General features: G+C 73.4%; 12 protein-coding genes and 1 pseudogene. 8 read left to right on the forward strand and 5 right to left on the reverse strand.

Going from position 1 to position 17,865, the window contains the following annotated elements; translation table 11 throughout:
- Positions 1 to 6: 6 nt before the first annotated feature.
- Entirely contained in the window at positions 7 to 1,053 is a 1,047-nt protein-coding gene (locus ABZ714_RS23450) for a helix-turn-helix domain-containing protein (protein ID WP_358827260.1), read from the reverse strand.
- Between the two features lie 168 nt (positions 1,054 to 1,221).
- Between ABZ714_RS23450 and ABZ714_RS23455 the strand changes: the two genes are divergently transcribed.
- The 3 genes from ABZ714_RS23455 to ABZ714_RS23465 all read left to right on the forward strand — a co-directional run bounded on the left by ABZ714_RS23455 (position 1,222) and on the right by ABZ714_RS23465 (position 9,515).
- On the forward strand, positions 1,222 to 1,791 hold the full coding sequence (locus ABZ714_RS23455) for a hypothetical protein (RefSeq protein WP_358827261.1): 570 nt from the start codon (positions 1,222 to 1,224) through the stop codon (positions 1,789 to 1,791).
- Between the two features lie 60 nt (positions 1,792 to 1,851).
- Positions 1,852 to 3,879 carry a flotillin family protein gene (locus ABZ714_RS23460; RefSeq protein WP_358827262.1) on the forward strand — a complete coding sequence of 676 codons (2,028 nt, stop codon included), beginning with the start codon at positions 1,852 to 1,854 and terminating at the stop codon, positions 3,877 to 3,879.
- Positions 3,880 to 4,415: 536 nt separating this feature from the next.
- Entirely contained in the window at positions 4,416 to 9,515 is a 5,100-nt protein-coding gene (locus ABZ714_RS23465) for a DNA repair ATPase (RefSeq protein ID WP_358827263.1), read from the forward strand.
- Between the two features lie 116 nt (positions 9,516 to 9,631).
- On the opposite strand, the gene ABZ714_RS23470 is transcribed toward ABZ714_RS23465, so the two are convergent.
- Genes ABZ714_RS23470 through ABZ714_RS23480 form a run of 3 tightly spaced genes read right to left on the reverse strand, consistent with a single transcriptional unit; the run spans position 9,632 to position 11,616 of the window.
- Positions 9,632 to 10,465 carry a MerR family transcriptional regulator gene (locus tag ABZ714_RS23470; protein ID WP_358827264.1) on the reverse strand — a complete coding sequence of 278 codons (834 nt, stop codon included), beginning with the start codon at positions 10,463 to 10,465 and terminating at the stop codon, positions 9,632 to 9,634.
- Positions 10,449 to 11,012, reverse strand: a complete 564-nt coding sequence (locus ABZ714_RS23475; protein ID WP_358827265.1) for a VOC family protein — start codon at positions 11,010 to 11,012, stop codon at positions 10,449 to 10,451. The genes ABZ714_RS23470 and ABZ714_RS23475 overlap by 17 nt, the downstream gene beginning before the upstream one ends.
- A gap of 34 nt (positions 11,013 to 11,046) precedes the next feature.
- On the reverse strand, positions 11,047 to 11,616 hold the full coding sequence (locus ABZ714_RS23480; protein WP_358827266.1) for a hypothetical protein: 570 nt from the start codon (positions 11,614 to 11,616) through the stop codon (positions 11,047 to 11,049).
- 163 nt (positions 11,617 to 11,779) lie between these two features.
- Here ABZ714_RS23480 and ABZ714_RS23485 point away from each other — a divergent pair, with 163 nt between their 5' ends.
- Positions 11,780 to 12,685 carry an NAD(P)-binding domain-containing protein gene (locus tag ABZ714_RS23485; RefSeq protein ID WP_358827267.1) on the forward strand — a complete coding sequence of 302 codons (906 nt, stop codon included), beginning with the start codon at positions 11,780 to 11,782 and terminating at the stop codon, positions 12,683 to 12,685.
- A 79-nt stretch (positions 12,686 to 12,764) separates the two neighbouring features.
- Here ABZ714_RS23485 and ABZ714_RS23490 read toward each other — a convergent pair whose 3' ends face one another.
- Positions 12,765 to 14,312, reverse strand: coding sequence for an alpha/beta hydrolase (locus ABZ714_RS23490; protein ID WP_358827268.1), 1,548 nt, complete (start codon positions 14,310 to 14,312; stop codon positions 12,765 to 12,767).
- 238 nt (positions 14,313 to 14,550) lie between these two features.
- On the opposite strand from ABZ714_RS23490, the gene ABZ714_RS23495 reads away from it, so the two are divergent.
- The 4 genes and pseudogenes from ABZ714_RS23495 to ABZ714_RS23510 all read left to right on the forward strand — a co-directional run.
- The gene (locus tag ABZ714_RS23495) at positions 14,551 to 15,336 is read left to right on the forward strand and encodes a response regulator transcription factor (protein ID WP_358827269.1); all 786 of its coding nucleotides are present in this window, start codon (positions 14,551 to 14,553) and stop codon (positions 15,334 to 15,336) included.
- Positions 15,333 to 16,961, forward strand: coding sequence for an ATP-binding protein (locus tag ABZ714_RS23500; RefSeq protein WP_358827270.1), 1,629 nt, complete (start codon positions 15,333 to 15,335; stop codon positions 16,959 to 16,961). Before ABZ714_RS23495 ends, ABZ714_RS23500 begins: the two co-directional genes overlap by 4 nt.
- 50 nt (positions 16,962 to 17,011) lie before the next feature.
- On the forward strand, positions 17,012 to 17,275 hold the full coding sequence (locus ABZ714_RS23505) for a CopG family transcriptional regulator (RefSeq protein ID WP_358827271.1): 264 nt from the start codon (positions 17,012 to 17,014) through the stop codon (positions 17,273 to 17,275).
- A pseudogene (locus ABZ714_RS23510) lies at positions 17,272 to 17,681 on the forward strand (PIN domain-containing protein); the annotation flags it as partial. The gene ABZ714_RS23505 and the pseudogene ABZ714_RS23510, both read left to right, overlap by 4 nt.
- Positions 17,682 to 17,865 lie beyond the last annotated feature (184 nt).

Consider the following 17,865-nt stretch of genomic DNA (forward strand, 5'->3'; position numbering starts at 1 on the left):
CCGGGCTCACAGCTCCCGTTCCGGCCAGTCCAGCAGCCGCGCGCCGATCACCGCCGTCTGGAGCGTGTAGCGGTGCACCGGATCGCCCGGGTCCGCGCCCGTCAGCTTGTGGATCCGGTCCAGCCGGTACGTCATCGCCCGCACGCTCAACGAGAGCCGCCGGGCCGCCTCCGCCGCCACGCACCCCGTGTCGAAGTAGGCCGTGAGCGTGTCGACCAGGGGCCGCGCGCCGCCCCGGGCCGAGCGCAGCGGGCCCAGGACCGTACGGACCAGGTCCGCCATCGCCTGCCGGTCCCGGGTCAGGACCGGATAGACCAGCAGATCCGCCGCGTGCAGTACGGGCGCGTCCAGATCCATCCGGGCCGCCAGGTCGAGCGCGTTCAGCGCCTCCTCGTACGACTGCACGACACCCCCCGGCCCCGGATGCGGGCGGCCGATCGCGATCCGGCCGCCGTCGGTCGCCGCGTACGCCTGCTTGGCGAAGAACCGCAGGACCTCCGGCTGGTCCCCGGGCGCCACACAGATCAGCCGCCCGTCCTTGGTGGTCAGCAGGATGTGCCGGTCCCCGAACCGGGCCACCAGCGCCGCCTCGATCCCGCGGGTCGTCGGATAGCCGTCGTCGTACGGCTCCGGGCCCTCCGCGACCGCGACCGCGTGCGCCTGCGAGAGCAGCAGCCCGAACCGCTCGGCCCGGGCCGCCAGCCGCCCCAGATCGCTCCGCCCGTACAGCAGATCGTCGATGAACTCCCGGCGCGCCGCCTCCTGCCGCCGGACCGCGAGCCGCTGGGCCCGCTCATGGCCCTCCGCGAAGGCGTCGACCGCCTCGGCGACCACGGACAGCAGATGGTCCGCCTGGGCCCGGGGCAGTCCGGCGCGTACCGACTCCGCCTCCGCGAGCTGGTCCCGGACCAGCTCCCGCAGCCCCGTGCCGGACTCCGCCGCCCGCTCGCCGCCGTCCCGCAGCGACTCCCGTTCTTCCCGGGTCAGCCGCCGACCGGTCGCACACGCGTCCGCCAATATCCGGGCATATACGTCGAGTCGTTCGTCCAGCATCCGTCCGCCCCTCCCCCGCGCCTGTCGTTCACCGGCATCGCTGTCGCTCACCGGCATTAAGGAAGCGTAAAGACTGCCGGTGGGCGGCAGTGCGGAGGGGCGCATTCCTACGGCATGATCCCTTTCGTTGGCCGGGCACGGGAAACGGAGACGGAAGGAGGGCCCGGGATGGACGACTTCCTGGTGGCCACCACCGCCTTCCCCACCCTGCTCCTGACCGCCGCGCTCACCGTCGTCCTCGGTTTCTGGCTGCTCGTCCTCACCGGACTCATCGGCCACGACGACCTCGATACCGATATCGCGATGCCCCTCATCGGGCTGCGCGGCGTCCCCGTCTCCGTCTCGGCCTCCCTCGTCATCGCCATCGGCTGGTTCATCAGCCTCACCTGCACCGCGCTCTTCCCCGGCATCGGACCGCTCAGGGGCCTGCTCGTCCTCGCGGCCGCGCTGATCGGCGCCTACGACCTGACCCGGCTGATCATCCGCCCCCTGGCGAAGCTCTTCCCCGACGAACCCGGGCCGTCCCGGCAGGACTTCATCGGGCTGACCTGCGTGATCCGTACCGGACGGGTCGACGCGGGGTTCGGCCAGGCCGAGGTCACCGCCCGGGACGGCTCCACGGCCGTCGTCCAGGTCCGCCAGTCCGCCGACGACTCCTACGCGCTCACCCACGGCAGCACCGGGCTGCTGTACGCGTACGACGAGTCCGGCGAGTTCTTCTGGGTCGCGCCCGCCTGAGCCCCGTCCCGTACGGCGCACGGGCGGACCCTTCCGCTCCGAAAACACCCGGGATACCCCATGGATGCCATCACCACCGGCGCCGCGCTGCTCGTCGCCGTCCTCCTGATCCTCGCCGTCGCGATCGTCCTCGTCCTCGGCCGCCTCTTCCGCAAGGTCGAACAGGGCAAGGCCCTGATCGTCTCCAAAATGAGAAAGGTCGACGTCACCTTCACCGGGCAGGTCGTCCTGCCCGTCCTCCACAAGGCCGAGATCATGGACATCTCGGTGAAGACCATCGAGATCTCCCGGACCGGCCGCGACGGGCTGATCTGCCGCGACAACATCCGCGCCGACATCCGGATCTCGTTCTTCGTCCGGGTCAACAAGACCGTCGAGGACGTCGTCAAGGTCGCCCAGGCCATCGGCACCGCCCGCGCCAGCGACCAGGCCACCCTCCAGGAACTCTTCAACGCCAAGTTCTCCGAGGCCCTGAAGACCGTCGGCAAGCAACTCGACTTCACCGACCTCTACACCATGCGCGACGAATTCCGCGACCGGATCATCCAGGTCATCGGAACCGACCTCAACGGCTACAGCCTCGAAGACGCCGCCATCGACTATCTGGAGCAGACCCCGCTCGTCCAGCTCGACCGGGACAACATCCTCGACGCCCAGGGCATCCGGAAGATCACCGAACTGACCGCCGTCGAACACGTCCGCACCAACGAGTACCAGCGGGACGAGGAGAAGGAGATCACCCGCCAGAACGTCGACGCCCGCGAGGCCATCCTCGAACTCGAACGCCGCCAGGCCGACGCCGAGATCCGGCAGCGCCGCGAGATCGACACCGTACGGGCCCGCGAGGAGGCCGAGACCGCCCGCGTCGTGGAGGAGGAGCGGCTGCGCGCCCAGACCGCCTTCCTCAAGACCGAGGAACTCCTCGGCGTCCAGCGGGAGAACCAGAACCGCGAGGTCGCCGTCGCCGCGAAGAACCGCGAACGCGTCATCGCCGTCGAGAGCGAGCGGATCGAGAAGGACCGCCTGCTGGAGGTCATCGCCCGCGAACGGGAGACCGAACTGACCCGGATCGCCGCCGAGAAGGAGCTGGAGGCCGAGCGCCGCGACATCGCCGAGGTCATCCGCGAGCGGGTCGCCGTGGACCGTACGGTCGCCGAACAGGAGGAATCCATCAAGCGGCTGCGGGCCGTCGAGGAGGCCGAGCGGGACCGGCAGGCCGTCGTCATCGCGGCCGAGGCCGCGGCGCAGGAGAAGCTGGTACGGGACATCAAGGCCGCGGAAGCCGCCGAGCAGGCGGCGATCCACCGCGCCGCCGAGGAACTGACCCTCGCCGAAGCCCGCAACAAGGCCGCCGACCTCGACGCCCGCGCCAAGATCCGCCTCGCCGACGGCGTACGGGCCGAGGCCGCGGCCGAGGGCCTCGCGGCGGTCGCCGTCCGCGAGAAGGAGGCCGACGCCGTCGAGAAGGCGGGCCGCGCGGAGGCCGTCGCCATGGCCGAACGCCTCAAGGCCGAAGCGGACGGCGTACGCGACCGGATGGCCGCCGAGGCCGCCGGACTCACCGAGAAGGCCGCCGCGATGGCCGCGCTCGACGAGGCGTCCCGTGGCCACGAGGAGTACCGGCTCCGGCTGGAGGCCGAGAAGGACGTCCGGCTGGCCGGCCTGGAAGCACAGCGGAAGGTCGCGGAAGCCCAGGCGCAGATCATCGCCACCGGTCTCGAGCACGCCGACATCGACATCGTCGGCGGGGACTCCGTCTTCTTCGACCGGCTGGTCGGGGCGGTGTCCCTCGGCAAGGGCGTCGACGGCTTCGTCGAGAACTCGACGACCGTGCGGCGGCTCGCGGGACCGTGGCTGGACGGCTCCGCGTCCTTCCCGGACGACCTGAAGTCCCTGCTGGGGTCGGTCTCCACGGCGGACGTCCAGAACCTGACGGTGTCGGCGTTCCTGACGAAGCTGATGCGGGACGGGGGCGGGGACGCGCGCCTCAACGGGTTGTTGTCGGCGGTCCGCGACGCGGGCCTCGCGGACGTGTCCCTGGAGTCCCTGGCGCCCCTGGCGCCTCTGAACGGCACGCCGTCTCCCTAATGCCCGGTTCCCGGGGCCGCGCCGGCTCTCGGGGGCGCCCCCGACCACCTCTCGGGACCGGGGCGCCCCTCCGGGCGGGACGGACAGTGCCTCCTCCGGAGGAGTTCCGACCGCGCGCCGTCGGTGGCTGGTCGCGCAGTTCCCCGCGCCCCTGGGTTGCCCTCGTCGTCGCCCTCGTAGCGAGGCGGGCCCCTCTCAGGGAGCGGTGCCGGGGAGAGCAGTTAGGGGCGCGGGGAACTGCGCGACCAGCCACGCACGGTCCGCGGACCGCGAACAAGATCAGGGCGCTGGGCGGGACCCGGGTTGTTCGGGCGGTGCCGTGGAGGGCCAAGGCGCTGGGGGTCCCCCATCGCCGAAGGCACAGGGGGCTGAACCGCGCGACAAGCCAGAGACGGGCCGCAGGGGGAAAGACTTCGCGGCTGCCGCCCCGGGGGACGGCAGCCGCGAGGCCGCAGCGTGCGGGCCGGGGCCACGGGGGTGTCCCGGTCCGCGCGCCGCACGGCCGACATGGATCGAAACGGAAAGGCGAGACGACGATGGACGCGGGTACGTACGAGGTGTTGCGTGACCGGCTGCGGGCGCGCGGGGCCGAGTTGGCGCGGCGGGCCGAGGCGCTGGACGCGGCGCGGACCGCCGAGTTCGGGACCGCCGAGGTCGCGCTCGCCGCGTCGGGGCGGCTGCGGACCGGGAGCCCCGGTACCGCCCGGGACCTCGTCGCCGTCGGGGACGTACTCCTGCTGCTGCGGGACGCGCCCGCGCCCCTGTCGCCGGCGTCCGTCCCCGGGGACGTCTTCGCCCTGTACGGCCGGGATTTCGAACCGCTGCCCGAGGACGCCGTGCCGGGTCTTCTCGACGATCCGGCTTTCGTCGCCGAGTTCGCCGCGCTCTGCCGGTTCTTCCAGGGCGCGCGGCCCGCCCGGCTGCGGCTGACGCACGACCGGCTGCTGGCGGTCTTCCATACCGGGAAGAACGACGACGTACGGGTGCTGCGCTGGCAGTTGGCTCCGCTGCGGTTCCTCGACGGCCGGGGCGAGCGGGATCTCGCCGCCGCGCCCCCGCCGGGGGACGTGGTGTGGACGCCGACGTCCCGCGACGACCACACCGCGGGCCCCGAGCCGCGCATCCGTGTCACGGACGGCGTCTATGTGTCGACGGTCGGCGGCACCCTGACGGTCCATCCGGCGGCCGACGGTTCCGAAGCCCCGGACGCGCTCTTCACCGAGCCGGTCGCCGAGCCGCTCCAGTCCCTCGCGGACGCGGATGTCTCCTGGGCCCGGGTGGGGCCGCTGGTGCTGCTGCGGGTGCGCCCGTACAACGAGACCGTCGTACGCCATCTCGTCGTACACACCCTGACCGCGTCGGTGACCCGGCTCGAAGGCGTCGGCACGGGCGAGGCGATCCGCCGGCTCCCCGACGACCAGGGGATCGTCTTCCCCGGCGGCTACTGCCCGGCGGGCGGCGCGGTGAAGGCGTTCGAGGATCCCCGGCCGGACGCCGCGTTCGAGCGGGCGGTGCGGTCGCCGGGCGGTGAGAGCGTGCTGTACGCGTTCCGGCCCGCCGACGGGGGCCCGAGCGTGCTGCTGCCGTACGACACCATCCGCAAGGAGGTCGTGGCGCCGCTGGCCTGCGGGGGCTGGGCGCTGCTGGGCGACGGCACGATCGTGGTACTCGCCGAACCGCCGTCGGCCGTCGGCGAGCCGACCCGTACGCACGAGGTCCGGGTGTGGACCAGTCCGTACGTCTCCGACGACCATCCGGCGCCGGAGGGGACCGGGCCGCTGGCGCGGATCGGGAACGCGGCGCTGGTCCGGGCGGTCGCGGACGTCCTCGCGGTGGCCGGTACTGCGGTCGAGCTGGACCCCGCGCCGGTCGCCGACGAAACGGGGACGCACGCGCGCGCCGCGCTCTACGAAGCCCTGGCCGCCGACTGCGAGCGGACCGCCGACCGGCATCCGTGGCTCGGCGACCCCGAGGCCGGGGATCTGCGGTCGCCGCTGGAGGAGATCCGGGTCACGGCCGTCCAGGCGCTGGAGGAGTTCGCGACGGTCCGCGAGCTGACCCGGCGCGCGGCGGGCGCCCTCGCGGACGAGGCCGCCGGGATCGCCCGGCTGGTGCGCCGGGTGCGCGGCGAGTCGCCGGGTTCGGCGGAGGAGTGGATCGTACGGATCACCGAACTCCGGGCGGCGCGCGGCCGGCTGCTGGCGCTGAAGGAGCTGCGGTACGCGGACACGGCGGAGATCGACGCCCTCGCGGAGGACCTGACGGCCGATACGGCGGCGGCGGCCCGGCGGGCGGTCGCGTTCCTCGGCCGGGACGAGGCGTTCGACGGTTACCGCGCGGAGATCGGCGCGCTGGGCGCCCGCGCGGCCGAGCTGACCACGGCCGCCGAGGCCGCCGGGGTGGTCGGCGAGCTGGACGGGCGGGCCGCCGGGCTGCGGGAGCTGACCGAGGTCGTCGCCGGTCTCGATATCGCCGACACCACGGTCCGTACCGGCATCCTGGAGCGGATCGCGGCGGTCACGGGCCTGGTGAACGGGGCGCGGGCGGTGCTCGTGGCCCGCCGCCGGGAGCTGGCGGAGGGCGAGGGCCGGGCCGAGTTCGCGGCCGAACTGGCTCTGCTGGCGCAGTCGGTGACGGGCGCGCTGGCGGCGGCCGGGACGCCGGAGGAGTGCGACGAGCAGCTCGCCGGGCTGCTGCTGCGGCTGGAGAATCTGGAGTCCCGCTTCCCCGGCCACGAGGACTTCCTGACCGAGCTGGCGGGGAAGCGGACGGAGGTGTACGAGGCGTTCTCGGCCCGCCGCCAGTCGCTGCACGACGAGCGGGCCCGGCGGACGGAACGGCTCGCGGAGTCGGCGCGCCGGGTGCTGGACGCGGTGGCCCGCCGGGCGTCGGCCCTCTCCGGCGCCGACGAGCTGCATGCCTTCTTCGGCTCCGATCCGATGGTGGCCCGGCTCCGGCGGACCGTGACCGAACTGCGGGAGTTCGGCGACTCGGTACGCGCCGAGGAGTTGGCGGGTCGGCTGAAGGCGGCCCGCGACGAGGCCGTCCGGGCGCTGCGGGACCGGCGGGACCTGTTCGGGGCGGACGGCGGCACGATCCGGCTGGGGCGGCACACCTTCGCGGTGACCGCGCGGGAGCCGGAGCTGACGCTCGTACCGGACGGCGACGGCATGGTCTTCGCGTTGACGGGGACGGACTGGCGGGGCCCGGTCCGCGACCCCGGGTTCGCGGCGACCGCGCCGTACTGGGGCCGGTCCCTGGCGTCGGAGTCGCCCGGCGTCTACCGGGCCGAGTATCTGGCGGCCCGGCTGCTCCCGGCGGCCGTCGCGGGCGGCGACCCGGCGGAGCTGGTGGCGCGGGCGGTGGCCGAGGCGTTCGACGAGGGGTACGAGCGGGGGGTCCACGACCGGGACGCGGTGGCCGTCCTGCGGGCGGCGGCCGGGCTGTGGCGGGACGCGGGCCTGCTGCGGTACGGGGGCGGGGACCGGGCCGTGGCCCAGCTGTTCTGGGTCCGGGAGACGGGGGCGGCGGACCGGGCGCGCTGGACCCGGCAGGCGGAGTCGCTGATCGCGGCCCGGGACCGGTTCGGCGCCTCCCCGGCGCTGGCGGCGCTCCGCGCGGAGCTGGCGGCGACGACGGGCTCCCCCGGGGCGGCGGCGTATCTGGTGGAGGAACTGGCCCTGGGCCGGGGCTTCGTGGTGTCGCCGGAGGCGCGGGAGCTGGTGACGGGCTTCCGGGAGGCGGTGGGGGGTGAAGTGCCGTACGAGACAGAGGCGTACGGGGCTCATGGGGCGGGTGCGGTGGATGGGGTGGCCGGAACGTCCGGAGTGCCCGGGGCCGGGCGGGACTCGGCTGCCCGGCTCGGAGCCGTAACGGCCGCCGGGGGAAGCGACGTGGCCACCGGGCCCGGGGGCCGGGGCGCGCCCGGCGGGACGGCCGCCGGGACCGAACCCGGCGGCACCGACGGAACGGGCGGCACCGGGACCGGCATTCCGGACGGCTTCGGCCACCCGAGCGGGCCCGGCGGTCCGGCCGCCCCCGGCGGCACCGACGGAACGGGCGGTGCGGCGGGCGGCGGCCTTCCCGCCCCGCACACCCCCGCCCGCCCCGACGCCCGCCTCGTCGAGGGCTGGCTCGCCGCCTACGCCGAATCCACCGGAGCCGACGTCCCGCCGGGTGTCCTCGCCGAGGCCGTGGCGCTGGAGCTGTGCCCGGAGCTGCCCCGGTACGAGCCGAAGGCCCCGGCCGGGACGACGGTCGAGGGCCTGCTGGGCACGCATCCCCGGATCACCGGGGGCGCGCTGCCGCTGCGGCTGGACGAGTTCCTCTCCCGTACCGCCGCTTTCGCCGCCGACGACGTCCCCGGTTTCCGGGCCTACCGGGCCCTGCGCTCCCGGCTGGTCGACGCGGAGCGGGACCGGCTGCGGCTGGCCGAGTACCGGCCGAGGGTGATGTCCGCGTTCGTCCGCAACCGGCTGGTGGACGAGGTGTATCTGCCGCTGGTCGGCGACAGTCTCGCCAAGCAGATCGGCGCGGCGGGCGACGCCCGGCGGACCGACAGCGGCGGTCTGCTGCTTCTGCTCTCCCCGCCCGGATACGGCAAGACGACCCTGGTCGAGTACGTCGCCGAACGCCTCGGGCTGCTGCTGGTGAAGGTGGACGGACCGGCGCTCGGCCGGGACACCGTGTCGCTGGACCCGGGGCGCGCCCCGGACGCCGCCGCCCGGGCCGAGCTGGAGAAGATCGCGTTCGCGGTCGCGGCGGGCAACAACGTGCTGCTGTATCTGGACGACATCCAGCACACCTCGCCCGAGCTGCTGCAAAAATTCCTGCCGCTGTGCGACGCGAGCCGTACCCTCGGCGGCCGGGATCTGCGCGGCAAGCGGTTCGGGGTGGTGATGGCGGGCAATCCGTACACGGAGGCGGGCGAGCGGTTCCGGCTGCCGGACATGCTGGCGAACCGGGCCGATGTGTGGAACCTCGGTGACGTACTGACCGGCAAGGAGTCGGCCTTCGCGCTCAGCTTCGTGGAGAACGCGCTGACGTCCCACCCCGAACTGGCGCCGCTGGCGGGCCGGGACCGGTCCGATGTCGAACTGCTGGTCCGGCTGGCGTCGGGCGACCCGACGGCGGTCCGGGACCGGCTGACGCATCCGTACGGTACGGGGGAGCTGGACCGGATCCTGGCCGTACTGGGCCATCTGCTGACCGTCCGCGCGACGGTGCTGGCGGTGAACGCGGCGTACATCGCGTCGGCCGGGGTGTCGGAGGCGTCCCGTACGGAGCCGCCGTTCCGGCTCCAGGGGTCGTACCGCAATCTGAACCGGATCGCGCAGCGGCTCAGCCCGGCGATGACCGCCGCCGAGGTCGCGGCGGTCGTCGGCGACCACTACACGGCCGAGGCGCAGACCCTCCCCGGCGACACCGAGGCGAGCCTGCTGCGCCTCGCCGAACTGCGCGGCACGCTCGACGAGCCGGGCGCGGCGCGCTGGGCGGCGGTGAAGTCGGCGTACGTCACGGCCCGCGCCCGGGAACGCGACCCGTTCGCCGCCCTCACGGACCGGCTGGCGGAACGCCTCACGGCGGTGGAGCGGGCGATCGCCCGCGCGGCGGACTCTCCTGACGCACTGTCCTGACGGGCCGGGAGGCGGGCAGGGAGGCGGGCCCGGGGCGTACGGACCCTCGGCGCGGCCGGGGCGTGCGGGCGGGACGTGCGGCCGGGGCGCTCGGAGTCGGCCATCCGGACCGGCCGTCACCGCCAGGTCGCCGTCTCCGGGTCGATTCCGTGCGCCCGCGCGCTCGCGTCCACGATCCGGCGGAACCAGGCGGCGAGTCCGGGTCTGACGCCGTCGTAGTGGGTGGCGAAGCCCGGCTCGGACTCGTAGCGGCGGGCGAGGCAGACCTGCATCTCCCGGGTGAGGGGGAAGTAGGCGGAGAAGACCTCCCGGTGCCGCTCCACCAGCCGGTTCGCCTCCGGTCCTCCGGGCGCGGACCCGGCGGCCATCGCCTCCCCCAGTTCGCGGTCGAAGCGCGCGCCGGCCTCGGCGACCGCCCGCCACTCGGCCGGGCCGCGCGCGGCGGAGCGTTCGGCGTACTGCGTCCACTGCGCCGTATCGCCGTACTGCCGGCGGGCCTCGGCGGTACGGTCCGGATCCCAGTCCGGCCCGAACACCTCGGTCTGCTGCTCGGCGGTGAGCAGCGGGCCGCGTTCATGGGCCTCGATCATCCGGTCCAGGTCGGCGCCGAGCCGCCGGAGCCGGTCGATCCGCTCGGTGACCCGGGCGCGCTGGGCGCGCAGCGCGCCGGGTACGTCCGTGGTGGAGTCGTCCAGGACGGTGCTGATCCGGTCGAGGCCGAGGCCCAGTTCGCGGTAGATCACGATCCGGTGCAGCCGCTCCAGGTCGGCGGGGGTGTAGAGCCGGTATCCGGCGGCCGTACGCAGCGACGGCGGGGCGAGCCCGATCCGGTCCCAGTGGTGCAGCGCGCGGACGGTGACACCGAGCCGGGCGGAGACCCGGCCGACGGTCAGCCCGCCGTCGTGCTCACCCTCCTCATAGTGACCGTCTCTGTCAGTGGGATCGGGCATGCTCCTCATTCTGAACCCGGCCGTTCCCGCTCGGGGCGGCGGTGTCGGGTGGGGTGATTCCCATGTCCGCGAGATTCCGGGCCTCCTGGGTGTCCGGGTCGTAGACCTTCGCCGCCGTGAGGACGACCCGGGTGCGCTCGGGGGTGATCACGGTCAGATCGCGGGTGTTCCAGGGGGTGTCCCGGGGCCCTTCGACGGCGTCGGGCCGTAGTTCGCGGCAGGCCGCGACGATGGAATCGAGCTGTCCGAGGACGCACGCGAAGCTCAGGCTCAGCGCCGCCGGGCGGTCCGGGACATCGGCCGCCGCGACGAGGAGTACGTCCTGGAAGGCCCAGCGGCGCAGATGGACGAGCTGCCCGGGAACGGCGAAGAGTTCGAAGAAGCCGAGCCCACGGGTCCAGAAGTCGACCGAGGCCGCCAGATCGGCCGTGGGCACGGTGGCGAACGCGGGCATGCCGTAGATCCCCCGGTACGGCTCCGGCGGCACGGCGTCGGGGCCGGGCACGGGGACGGGGCTGATCTCGAAGGCGTTGTAGTAGTCGCTCACGCGGATCACCCTCAGGGCTTACGCAACGTCAGGGTCAAGCCGGTCCGGGCTCGCGGTTGTGGTACGCGGCCAGGGCGTCGCGGTCCACGGTGCAGGCGGCCGGGTCCGGTTCGGTCAGGCCGAGGTGGTCGCAGATCAGCCGGGTCAGCCGGCGCTCGTAGCCCTCGTCCTCCAGGTCGATGCCGGAGGCGGCGATCAGGGGCGCCATCTCGTTGGGCCAGTACTCGCCGGACCCTTCGGGGTCCTCATAGTCGATACAGGTCACGGCCTCCCCGTCGCGGTAGTGGAACGCCTGGGGGCCATGCGCTTTGGCGGCGCACGGCTCGGGGACAAAAATCATCAGCTGGGCGCCGGGGGGACAGAGTCCCCGGTAGTCGATATCGCCGAAGCCGCCGTGCGCCGGATCGCACATGGGGTGGACGACGACGCCCCAGCCACCGGGCGGGACGTCACCGCCGTAGGCGAACGGTGTCCGGTGCCGGGCGATCAGCCCCTCGCGGATCTCGGCGGTACCGATGCCCTGGTAGAAGACCAGGACGGTCTCCTCGTCGTAGGGGGCCTCGCCCAGCCATGCCATGGCGCCTTTGTCTATCCACTCGGTCATACCGCCGAACCGTAAACGGCGGCACTGACAGGGCCGGGGGCCGTGGGCACCGTTCCGGCCACCCCCATCCCTTCTAGAACGAGCGCTCTATTTGCTGCTACAGTCACCTCCAGTGCGCTAAATAGAGCGCTCGTTTTAGAACGTCGAGGCCGAGGAGGCCCCTATGTCCGCGTCCACCACCGCCCGCACCGCCGCCGCTCCCGTCACCGTGATCGGGCTCGGCCCCATGGGCGCGGCCATGGCCGGCGCGCTCCTCGACCAGGGGCACGAGGTGACCGTGTGGAACAGGACCCCCGCCCGGGCCGAGCCGCTGGTGGCGCGCGGAGCCGTACTCGCCGGCAGTGTCGAGGAGGCGGTCCGGGCCAATGAGCTGGTGATCCTCAGCCTGACCGACTACGACGCGATGGACGCGCTGCTGAAGCCGGTCGCGGGCGCGCTGGCCGGACGGGTGGTCGTCAACCTCAGCTCCGACACCCCGGAACGGACCCGCGAGGGGGCCCGCTGGGCCACCGGGCAGGGCGCGGAGTTCCTCGCGGGCGGGGTCACCACACCGCCGTCGGGGATCGGCAGCCCGGAGACCACGTACACCTTCTACAGCGGTCCGCGGACCGCCTTCGACCGGCACGAGCCCACCCTCGGGGTGCTGACCGGGACCGACTACCGGGGCGAGGACCCCGGGCTCTCGGCCCTGATGTACCAGCTCGGCATGATGATGTTCTGGACGTCGATGCTCAGCTACTGGCAGGCCGTCGCCCTCGCCGACGCCAACGGCCTCAAGGCGGCCGACGTCCTCCCCCACGCGCGGGAGACCTTCGCCTCCCTCGACATGTTCACCGGCTTCTACGCGGAGCGGATCGACGCCGGGAACCACGAAGGGGACGTCGACCGGCTGGCGATGGGCACCGCCAGCGTCGAGCACGTACTGCACACCATGGCCGACGCCGGGGTCGACACGACCCTGCCGAACGCCGTCGTGGACCTCTTCCGCCGGGGCATGGCGGAGGGCCGGGCCGCCGACAGCTTCTCCGGCCTGCTGGAGCTGATGAAGGCGGGCCCGGCCGGGAAGTGACGTACCCCCGGAGCCCGGCCGGAGCGCGTACCCCCGACCGATCCGGCGGAGGTACGCCCCCGGGCCCGGAACCGCGGCCTCAGCCCCCGCAGGCCGTATCGCGCGCGGGCCGCTCGCCCGTCTTCAGGAACGTGGTCACCACCGCGTCACCGCAGGCTTTGTCCGGCTCCAGGTACACCCCGTGGCCGCCCCGCTCCACGGTCACCATCCGGGCCCGGTCCCCCAGTGCCTCACGCATCTTCAGGGCGCCGAAGTGCGGCGTCGCCGGGTCGCGCCGGTTCTGGACCATCAGGATGTTCGACGGTCCGTCGTCGGTGATCCGGATCGTCGGCTCCCGGTCCTCGTTCTGCCAGAACGAGCAGGGCGTGATGTTCACGGGCAGCCCGCCGGTCAGCGGATACCTCGCCCGGTCGGCGGTCACGTCCCGCTGGAAGGCGGCGGTGTCCGGGCCGGGCCAGCCGGCGTCGTTGCAGATCACCCCGACCCATACGGCCGTGTCCCGGTCCGGGAGCGCCCCCTTCAGATCGTTCGGCAGCGCGACCCTCGCCGCCGGGTCGGCCGCCTGCGCGATCAGGGTGCGGAGGGCGGGGAAGGAGGCGTCGGAGAAGAGTCCGCCCAGGACGGAGTTGCGCATCGCCGCCCCGTCCAGCGGGATCCCGTCGGTACGGGTCTTCGGCTCGCGGTCGAACCGTTCGGCGAGGTCGATCACCAGCCGCCGGACGTCCTCGGGCCGTTCCCCGAGCCGGTCGGCGCCCCGCGCCGGATCCGAGGCCCAGGCCGAGAAGTCGGCGAACCGCCCCTCCACCGCCGGACCCTGATTGGCCAGCCAGCCCCGGGCGACCCGCCGGTGGTCCGGGTCGCCGTTGCTGTCGAGCACGATCCGGTCGGTGCGGTGCGGGAAGAGCTGGGCGTAGAGCAGGGTGACGTACGCCCCGTACGACGTCGACCAGACGGACACCTTCCGCTCGCCGAGCGCCGCCCGCAGCCGGTCCATGTCCCGGGCCTGGTTCGCCGAGCTGAGGCCGCGGATCTCGGCACCGCCGTTCGCCGCGCACGCCTCGGCGATCCGCCGCGCCCTGGCGGCGTTCTCCGTGATGTCGCCGCCCGAGCCGGGCCAGGCCCGGACCCGGTGCAGGTAGCGGTCGCCCTCCGCGACCCCGCACTCCACCTTCGAACTGGCGCCGACGCCGCGCGGATCGTAGGCCACCAGGTCGTACGTACCGCCCAACTGGGCCCGCAACGCGGTCCCCCTGTCGTTCATCCGCTTCAGCCCCGAGCCGCCGGGGCCGCCCGGTACGACCATCAGCGTGCCGCGCCGCTCGCCGGGGGCGTCGGCGGGGATCCGGGTGACGGCGAGGGACATGGTCTTGCCGTGCGGCTCGCGGTAGTCGACCGGGACGGTCAGGGTGGCGCACTCCTGGGTCGGGGGGCCGCCGGGTTTCGCGCACGGTGTCCAGTTCAGGGCCGGGACCTTCGGCTTCGCGGCGCCCGGGGGCGGGGCGGCACCGGCGTTGGTGGTCGTGGCACCGGCGGCACCGGCCGTCAGCAGGGAGGCGAGCGTCGCCCCGGAGATCAACAGGGCCGTACGGGAGCGGCTTCGGCGGCCGTCGCGCTTGGTATCGATCATGCGTCCCAGCCTTCCGGGGCCGGGCCGGGCCGCCCATCCGGCAGCCGGGCGGAGCGGTGCGGGGGCTAACCCCCGAATATCGATCACCCCGCTATCACCCGCCGACATTCCCGGCGGAACGGACCCGTCGCCGGGCGCGCGGCCCCAATATTGAAGGCCCTGTGAAGCGGGGGACACCCCGCCGCGATCCGGACCGTAGAGTCGCCCGACACACGGGGAGTCCACCACGGGAGGGGCCGTGACATCGCGCATCCTGGTCGCCGAGGACGACGTCAAACAGGCCCGGCTCATCCGGATCTATCTGGAACGCGACGGCCATGACGTCCGGATCGTCGCCGACGGGCGGTCCGCGATCGAACGGGCCCGCGCCACCAAACCCGACCTGGTCGTCCTCGATGTGATGATGCCGCTGGTCGACGGGTTGAACGTCTGCCGGGTCCTGCGGATGGAGTCCCGGGTGCCGATCCTGCTCCTCACCGCCCGCACCACCGAGGAGGATCTGCTCCTCGGCCTCGACCTGGGCGCCGACGACTACATGACCAAGCCGTACAGCCCGCGTGAACTCACCGCCCGGGTCCGCGCGCTGCTCCGCCGGGCGGGCGGCCCGGCGGCCGTCCCGCCGCCCGCCGTGATCCGGGCCGGCGGGCTGGAGATCGACCCCGAGCTGTACGAGGTCAGGGCCGACGGCCGCCCCGTCCGGCTGACGGGCAAGGAGTTCGCGATCCTCCAACTGCTGGCCCGGTCACCGGGCCGGGTCTTCACCCGGGGCGCGATCATCGACCAGGTCTTCGGCTTCGACCAGCTGGTCCTCGAACGGACGGTGGACGCGCATGTGATGAATCTGCGCCGGAAGCTGGAGGCGGACGGGCGGTCCCCGAGGATGGTGGAGACCGTGTACGGCCGGGGCTACCGCCTCTCGGTCCCGCGCGCCGACGGTACGAGCGGTACAGACGGGACGGACGCCCCGGGCCGCTCCGGGGCCGGCACCCCGGACCACTCCGGGAGCCCGGGAGCCCCGCGGTGAGCTTCCGGCTCCGCGTCCTCGGCCTGCTCCTCTTCGTCGCGGTCGCCGCCACCGCCGCCACCGCGTGGCTCACCTGGCGGCAGGCGACGGGCGCGGTGGAGGAGAGCGTCACCGCGAGCCGGGCCGAGACCGGCCGGATCACCACCGGACTCCGCGACTACGGCTATACGCGCGGGACCTGGCAAGGGGTCTCCCCGGCCGTCCTCGCCCTCTCCCGGGACACCGGCCAGCGGATCCGGGTATCGACCGAGGACGGCGTTCTGCTCGCCGACTCCGACACATTGGCGGGTCGCAAGCCGCGCCAGGTGAAGGCGGAGCCGCCGCTGCTGGTCGACCCGGCGCCCCGGTTCCGGGTGCCCGACGCGACGTTCCCGGCGTCCGCCGCCAAGATCACGGCATTCGAGATCGGCCAGTACGGGCACAACATCCGCTACACGAGCTGCCTCACCAGGGCCGGAGCCGTACCCCGGGTCCGTACGGACGAGTTCGGCACCCCGGCGCCCGTCTACGACCCGGCCCGGCCCCAGTGCCGTCGTACCGAGGAGACCCGGATCGCCGACGCGGCGATCCGGTACACCCGGACGTGCCTGGCGGAGCAGGCGGCTGACGGCATCAACGCCTGCCTCCAGCGGATCTTCCGGGAGCGGACCGCCGGAACCGCACCGCCCCGGCTCGAAGTACGGCTCGGGGTACGGAACGAGTCGCCGCCCGGACTCGACATCGCCCCCACCGTCGTGGTCGCGGCCGGGGTGGCGCTGGCCGTCGCGGCGGCGGCGCTGCTGCTGAGCCGTACCGTGCTGCGGCCGGTCCGGGCGCTCACGGCGGCGACCCGCTCCCTCGGCGAGGGCGACCTGGCCCGCCGGGTCCCGGTCACCGGCCGGGACGAGATCGCGGCCCTGGCCCGCGACTTCAACCGGATGGCGACCTCACTCCAGCGCTCCGAGGACCGCCAGCGCCGCCTGACCGGCGACATCGCCCATGAGCTGCGGACCCCGCTGGCCAATCTGCGGGGCTATGTGGAAGCCCTCCAGGACGGCTATGTGGAGGCCACGCCCGAACTGCTGGACTCCCTCCACGAAGAGGTGATGCTCCAGCAGCGGATCGTCGACGACCTCCAGGACCTGGCCCTCGCCGAGGCGGGCGCCCTCACCTACCACCGCGCCGACACGGACCTCGCGGAGCTGCTGGAGACCTGCCGTACGGCCCAGTTGCCGCGCGCGGAACACGCGGGCGTCGGCCTCGCCCTCTCCTACGAACCGGACGACGGCCGCCCGGTCCTGGTCCACGCCGACCCGGACCGGCTGCGGCAGGCGATCGGCAACCTCGTCGGCAACGCGATCCGCGCCACGTCCGACGGCGGCACGGTCACCCTGGCCCTGGTCCCCCACGGCGAACTGGCGATCCTTTACGTCCGCGACACCGGCCACGGCATCCCGCCCGACGACCTCCCCCACCTCTTCGACCGCTTCTGGCGCGCGGACGCCGCCCGGGGCCGCGCCACGGGCGGCAGCGGCCTGGGCCTGTCGATCGTCCGCCAGATCGTCCGGGACCACGACGGCACGGTCGACGTCGAAAGCACGGTCGGCGAGGGCACGACCTTCACGATCGTCCTCGACCGGGTGTGAATAGCTCAGTGGAGCAACAGCGCAATCCTACCGAAGGCAGGATTCGTAGCATGAGTGATCCTACCGACAAGTACTCGATCACCATGCCACGCGATATCGCCGAAGCGGCCAAGGCCCGCAACGGAACGTCCGGGCTGTCCGCCTATGTGGCTGCGGCCGTCGCCCGACAGGTCGAGCGGGACAACCTGAATGAACTGATCGCGGTCGCCGAAGCCGAGCACGGCCCCATCTCGGACGACGAGGTCCAGGCGCTGCGCGAGGAGCTCGCACAAGCCCGGCGGGAGCAGGAACACCCCCGGGCGAGTGCCACGTGACACGAGCACCCGCGATCCCCGGCGGCGCCCTGGTCCTCGACAGCGAAGGCTGGCCAAGGCCGTTCAGCGCGACCGTAAGGTCACCGGCTGGCTGGCCATGGCCCGCGCCGGCGATCTGGGTGTGATCACCTCGGCCGCGACCTTGGTCGAAGTGATCCATCCTCGCCTCAATCGCCCGGCACTGGAGTGGGCAGTCTCCCGCATTGTCGTCGAACCGGTTGACGAGCGGACCGGTCGGCGGGCCGCTGCTCTGCTCGCGGACACCGGACTTCATGGACACAAGTACGCGATCGACGCCATGCTTGCCGCGACCGCGCTGGCCGCTCCCGGGCCGGTCACGATCCTCACCTCCGACCCCGACGGCCTCATCGCCCTGTGCGGCGGGCGGGTCACCGTCGTCAAGGTCCGAGCTGGTCGACGGGTAAGCCAAAAAGGGCCCGGTGAAGAGGTCGTACGTCCTCTTCACCGGGCCCCGCTCATCGGGCCGGTACGCGCCCGGTTCAGCCCTTGCGCTTGTTGATCTCCTCGGTGAGTTGGGGGAGGACGGTGTGGAGGTCGCCCACGACGCCGTAGTCCGCCAGCTCGAAGAT

This window comes from Streptomyces sp. NPDC006798 (assembly GCF_040635975.1).
Lineage (GTDB): Bacteria > Actinomycetota > Actinomycetes > Streptomycetales > Streptomycetaceae > Streptomyces.

Excerpts from the sequence above, each read along its gene's own strand:
- ABZ714_RS23480 (WP_358827266.1), bottom strand. The coding sequence starts at position 11,616 with ATGACCGAGTGGATAGACAAAGGCGCCATGGCATGGCTGGGCGAGGCC.
- ABZ714_RS23485 (WP_358827267.1), top strand. The coding sequence starts at position 11,780 with ATGTCCGCGTCCACCACCGCCCGCACCGCCGCCGCTCCCGTCACCGTG.
- ABZ714_RS23465 (WP_358827263.1), top strand. The coding sequence starts at position 4,416 with ATGGACGCGGGTACGTACGAGGTGTTGCGTGACCGGCTGCGGGCGCGC.
- ABZ714_RS23470 (WP_358827264.1), bottom strand. The coding sequence starts at position 10,465 with ATGCCCGATCCCACTGACAGAGACGGTCACTATGAGGAGGGTGAGCAC.
- ABZ714_RS23505 (WP_358827271.1), top strand. The coding sequence starts at position 17,012 with ATGAGTGATCCTACCGACAAGTACTCGATCACCATGCCACGCGATATC.
- ABZ714_RS23450 (WP_358827260.1), bottom strand. The coding sequence starts at position 1,053 with ATGCTGGACGAACGACTCGACGTATATGCCCGGATATTGGCGGACGCG.
- ABZ714_RS23490 (WP_358827268.1), bottom strand. The coding sequence starts at position 14,312 with ATGATCGATACCAAGCGCGACGGCCGCCGAAGCCGCTCCCGTACGGCC.
- ABZ714_RS23455 (WP_358827261.1), top strand. The coding sequence starts at position 1,222 with ATGGACGACTTCCTGGTGGCCACCACCGCCTTCCCCACCCTGCTCCTG.
- ABZ714_RS23460 (WP_358827262.1), top strand. The coding sequence starts at position 1,852 with ATGGATGCCATCACCACCGGCGCCGCGCTGCTCGTCGCCGTCCTCCTG.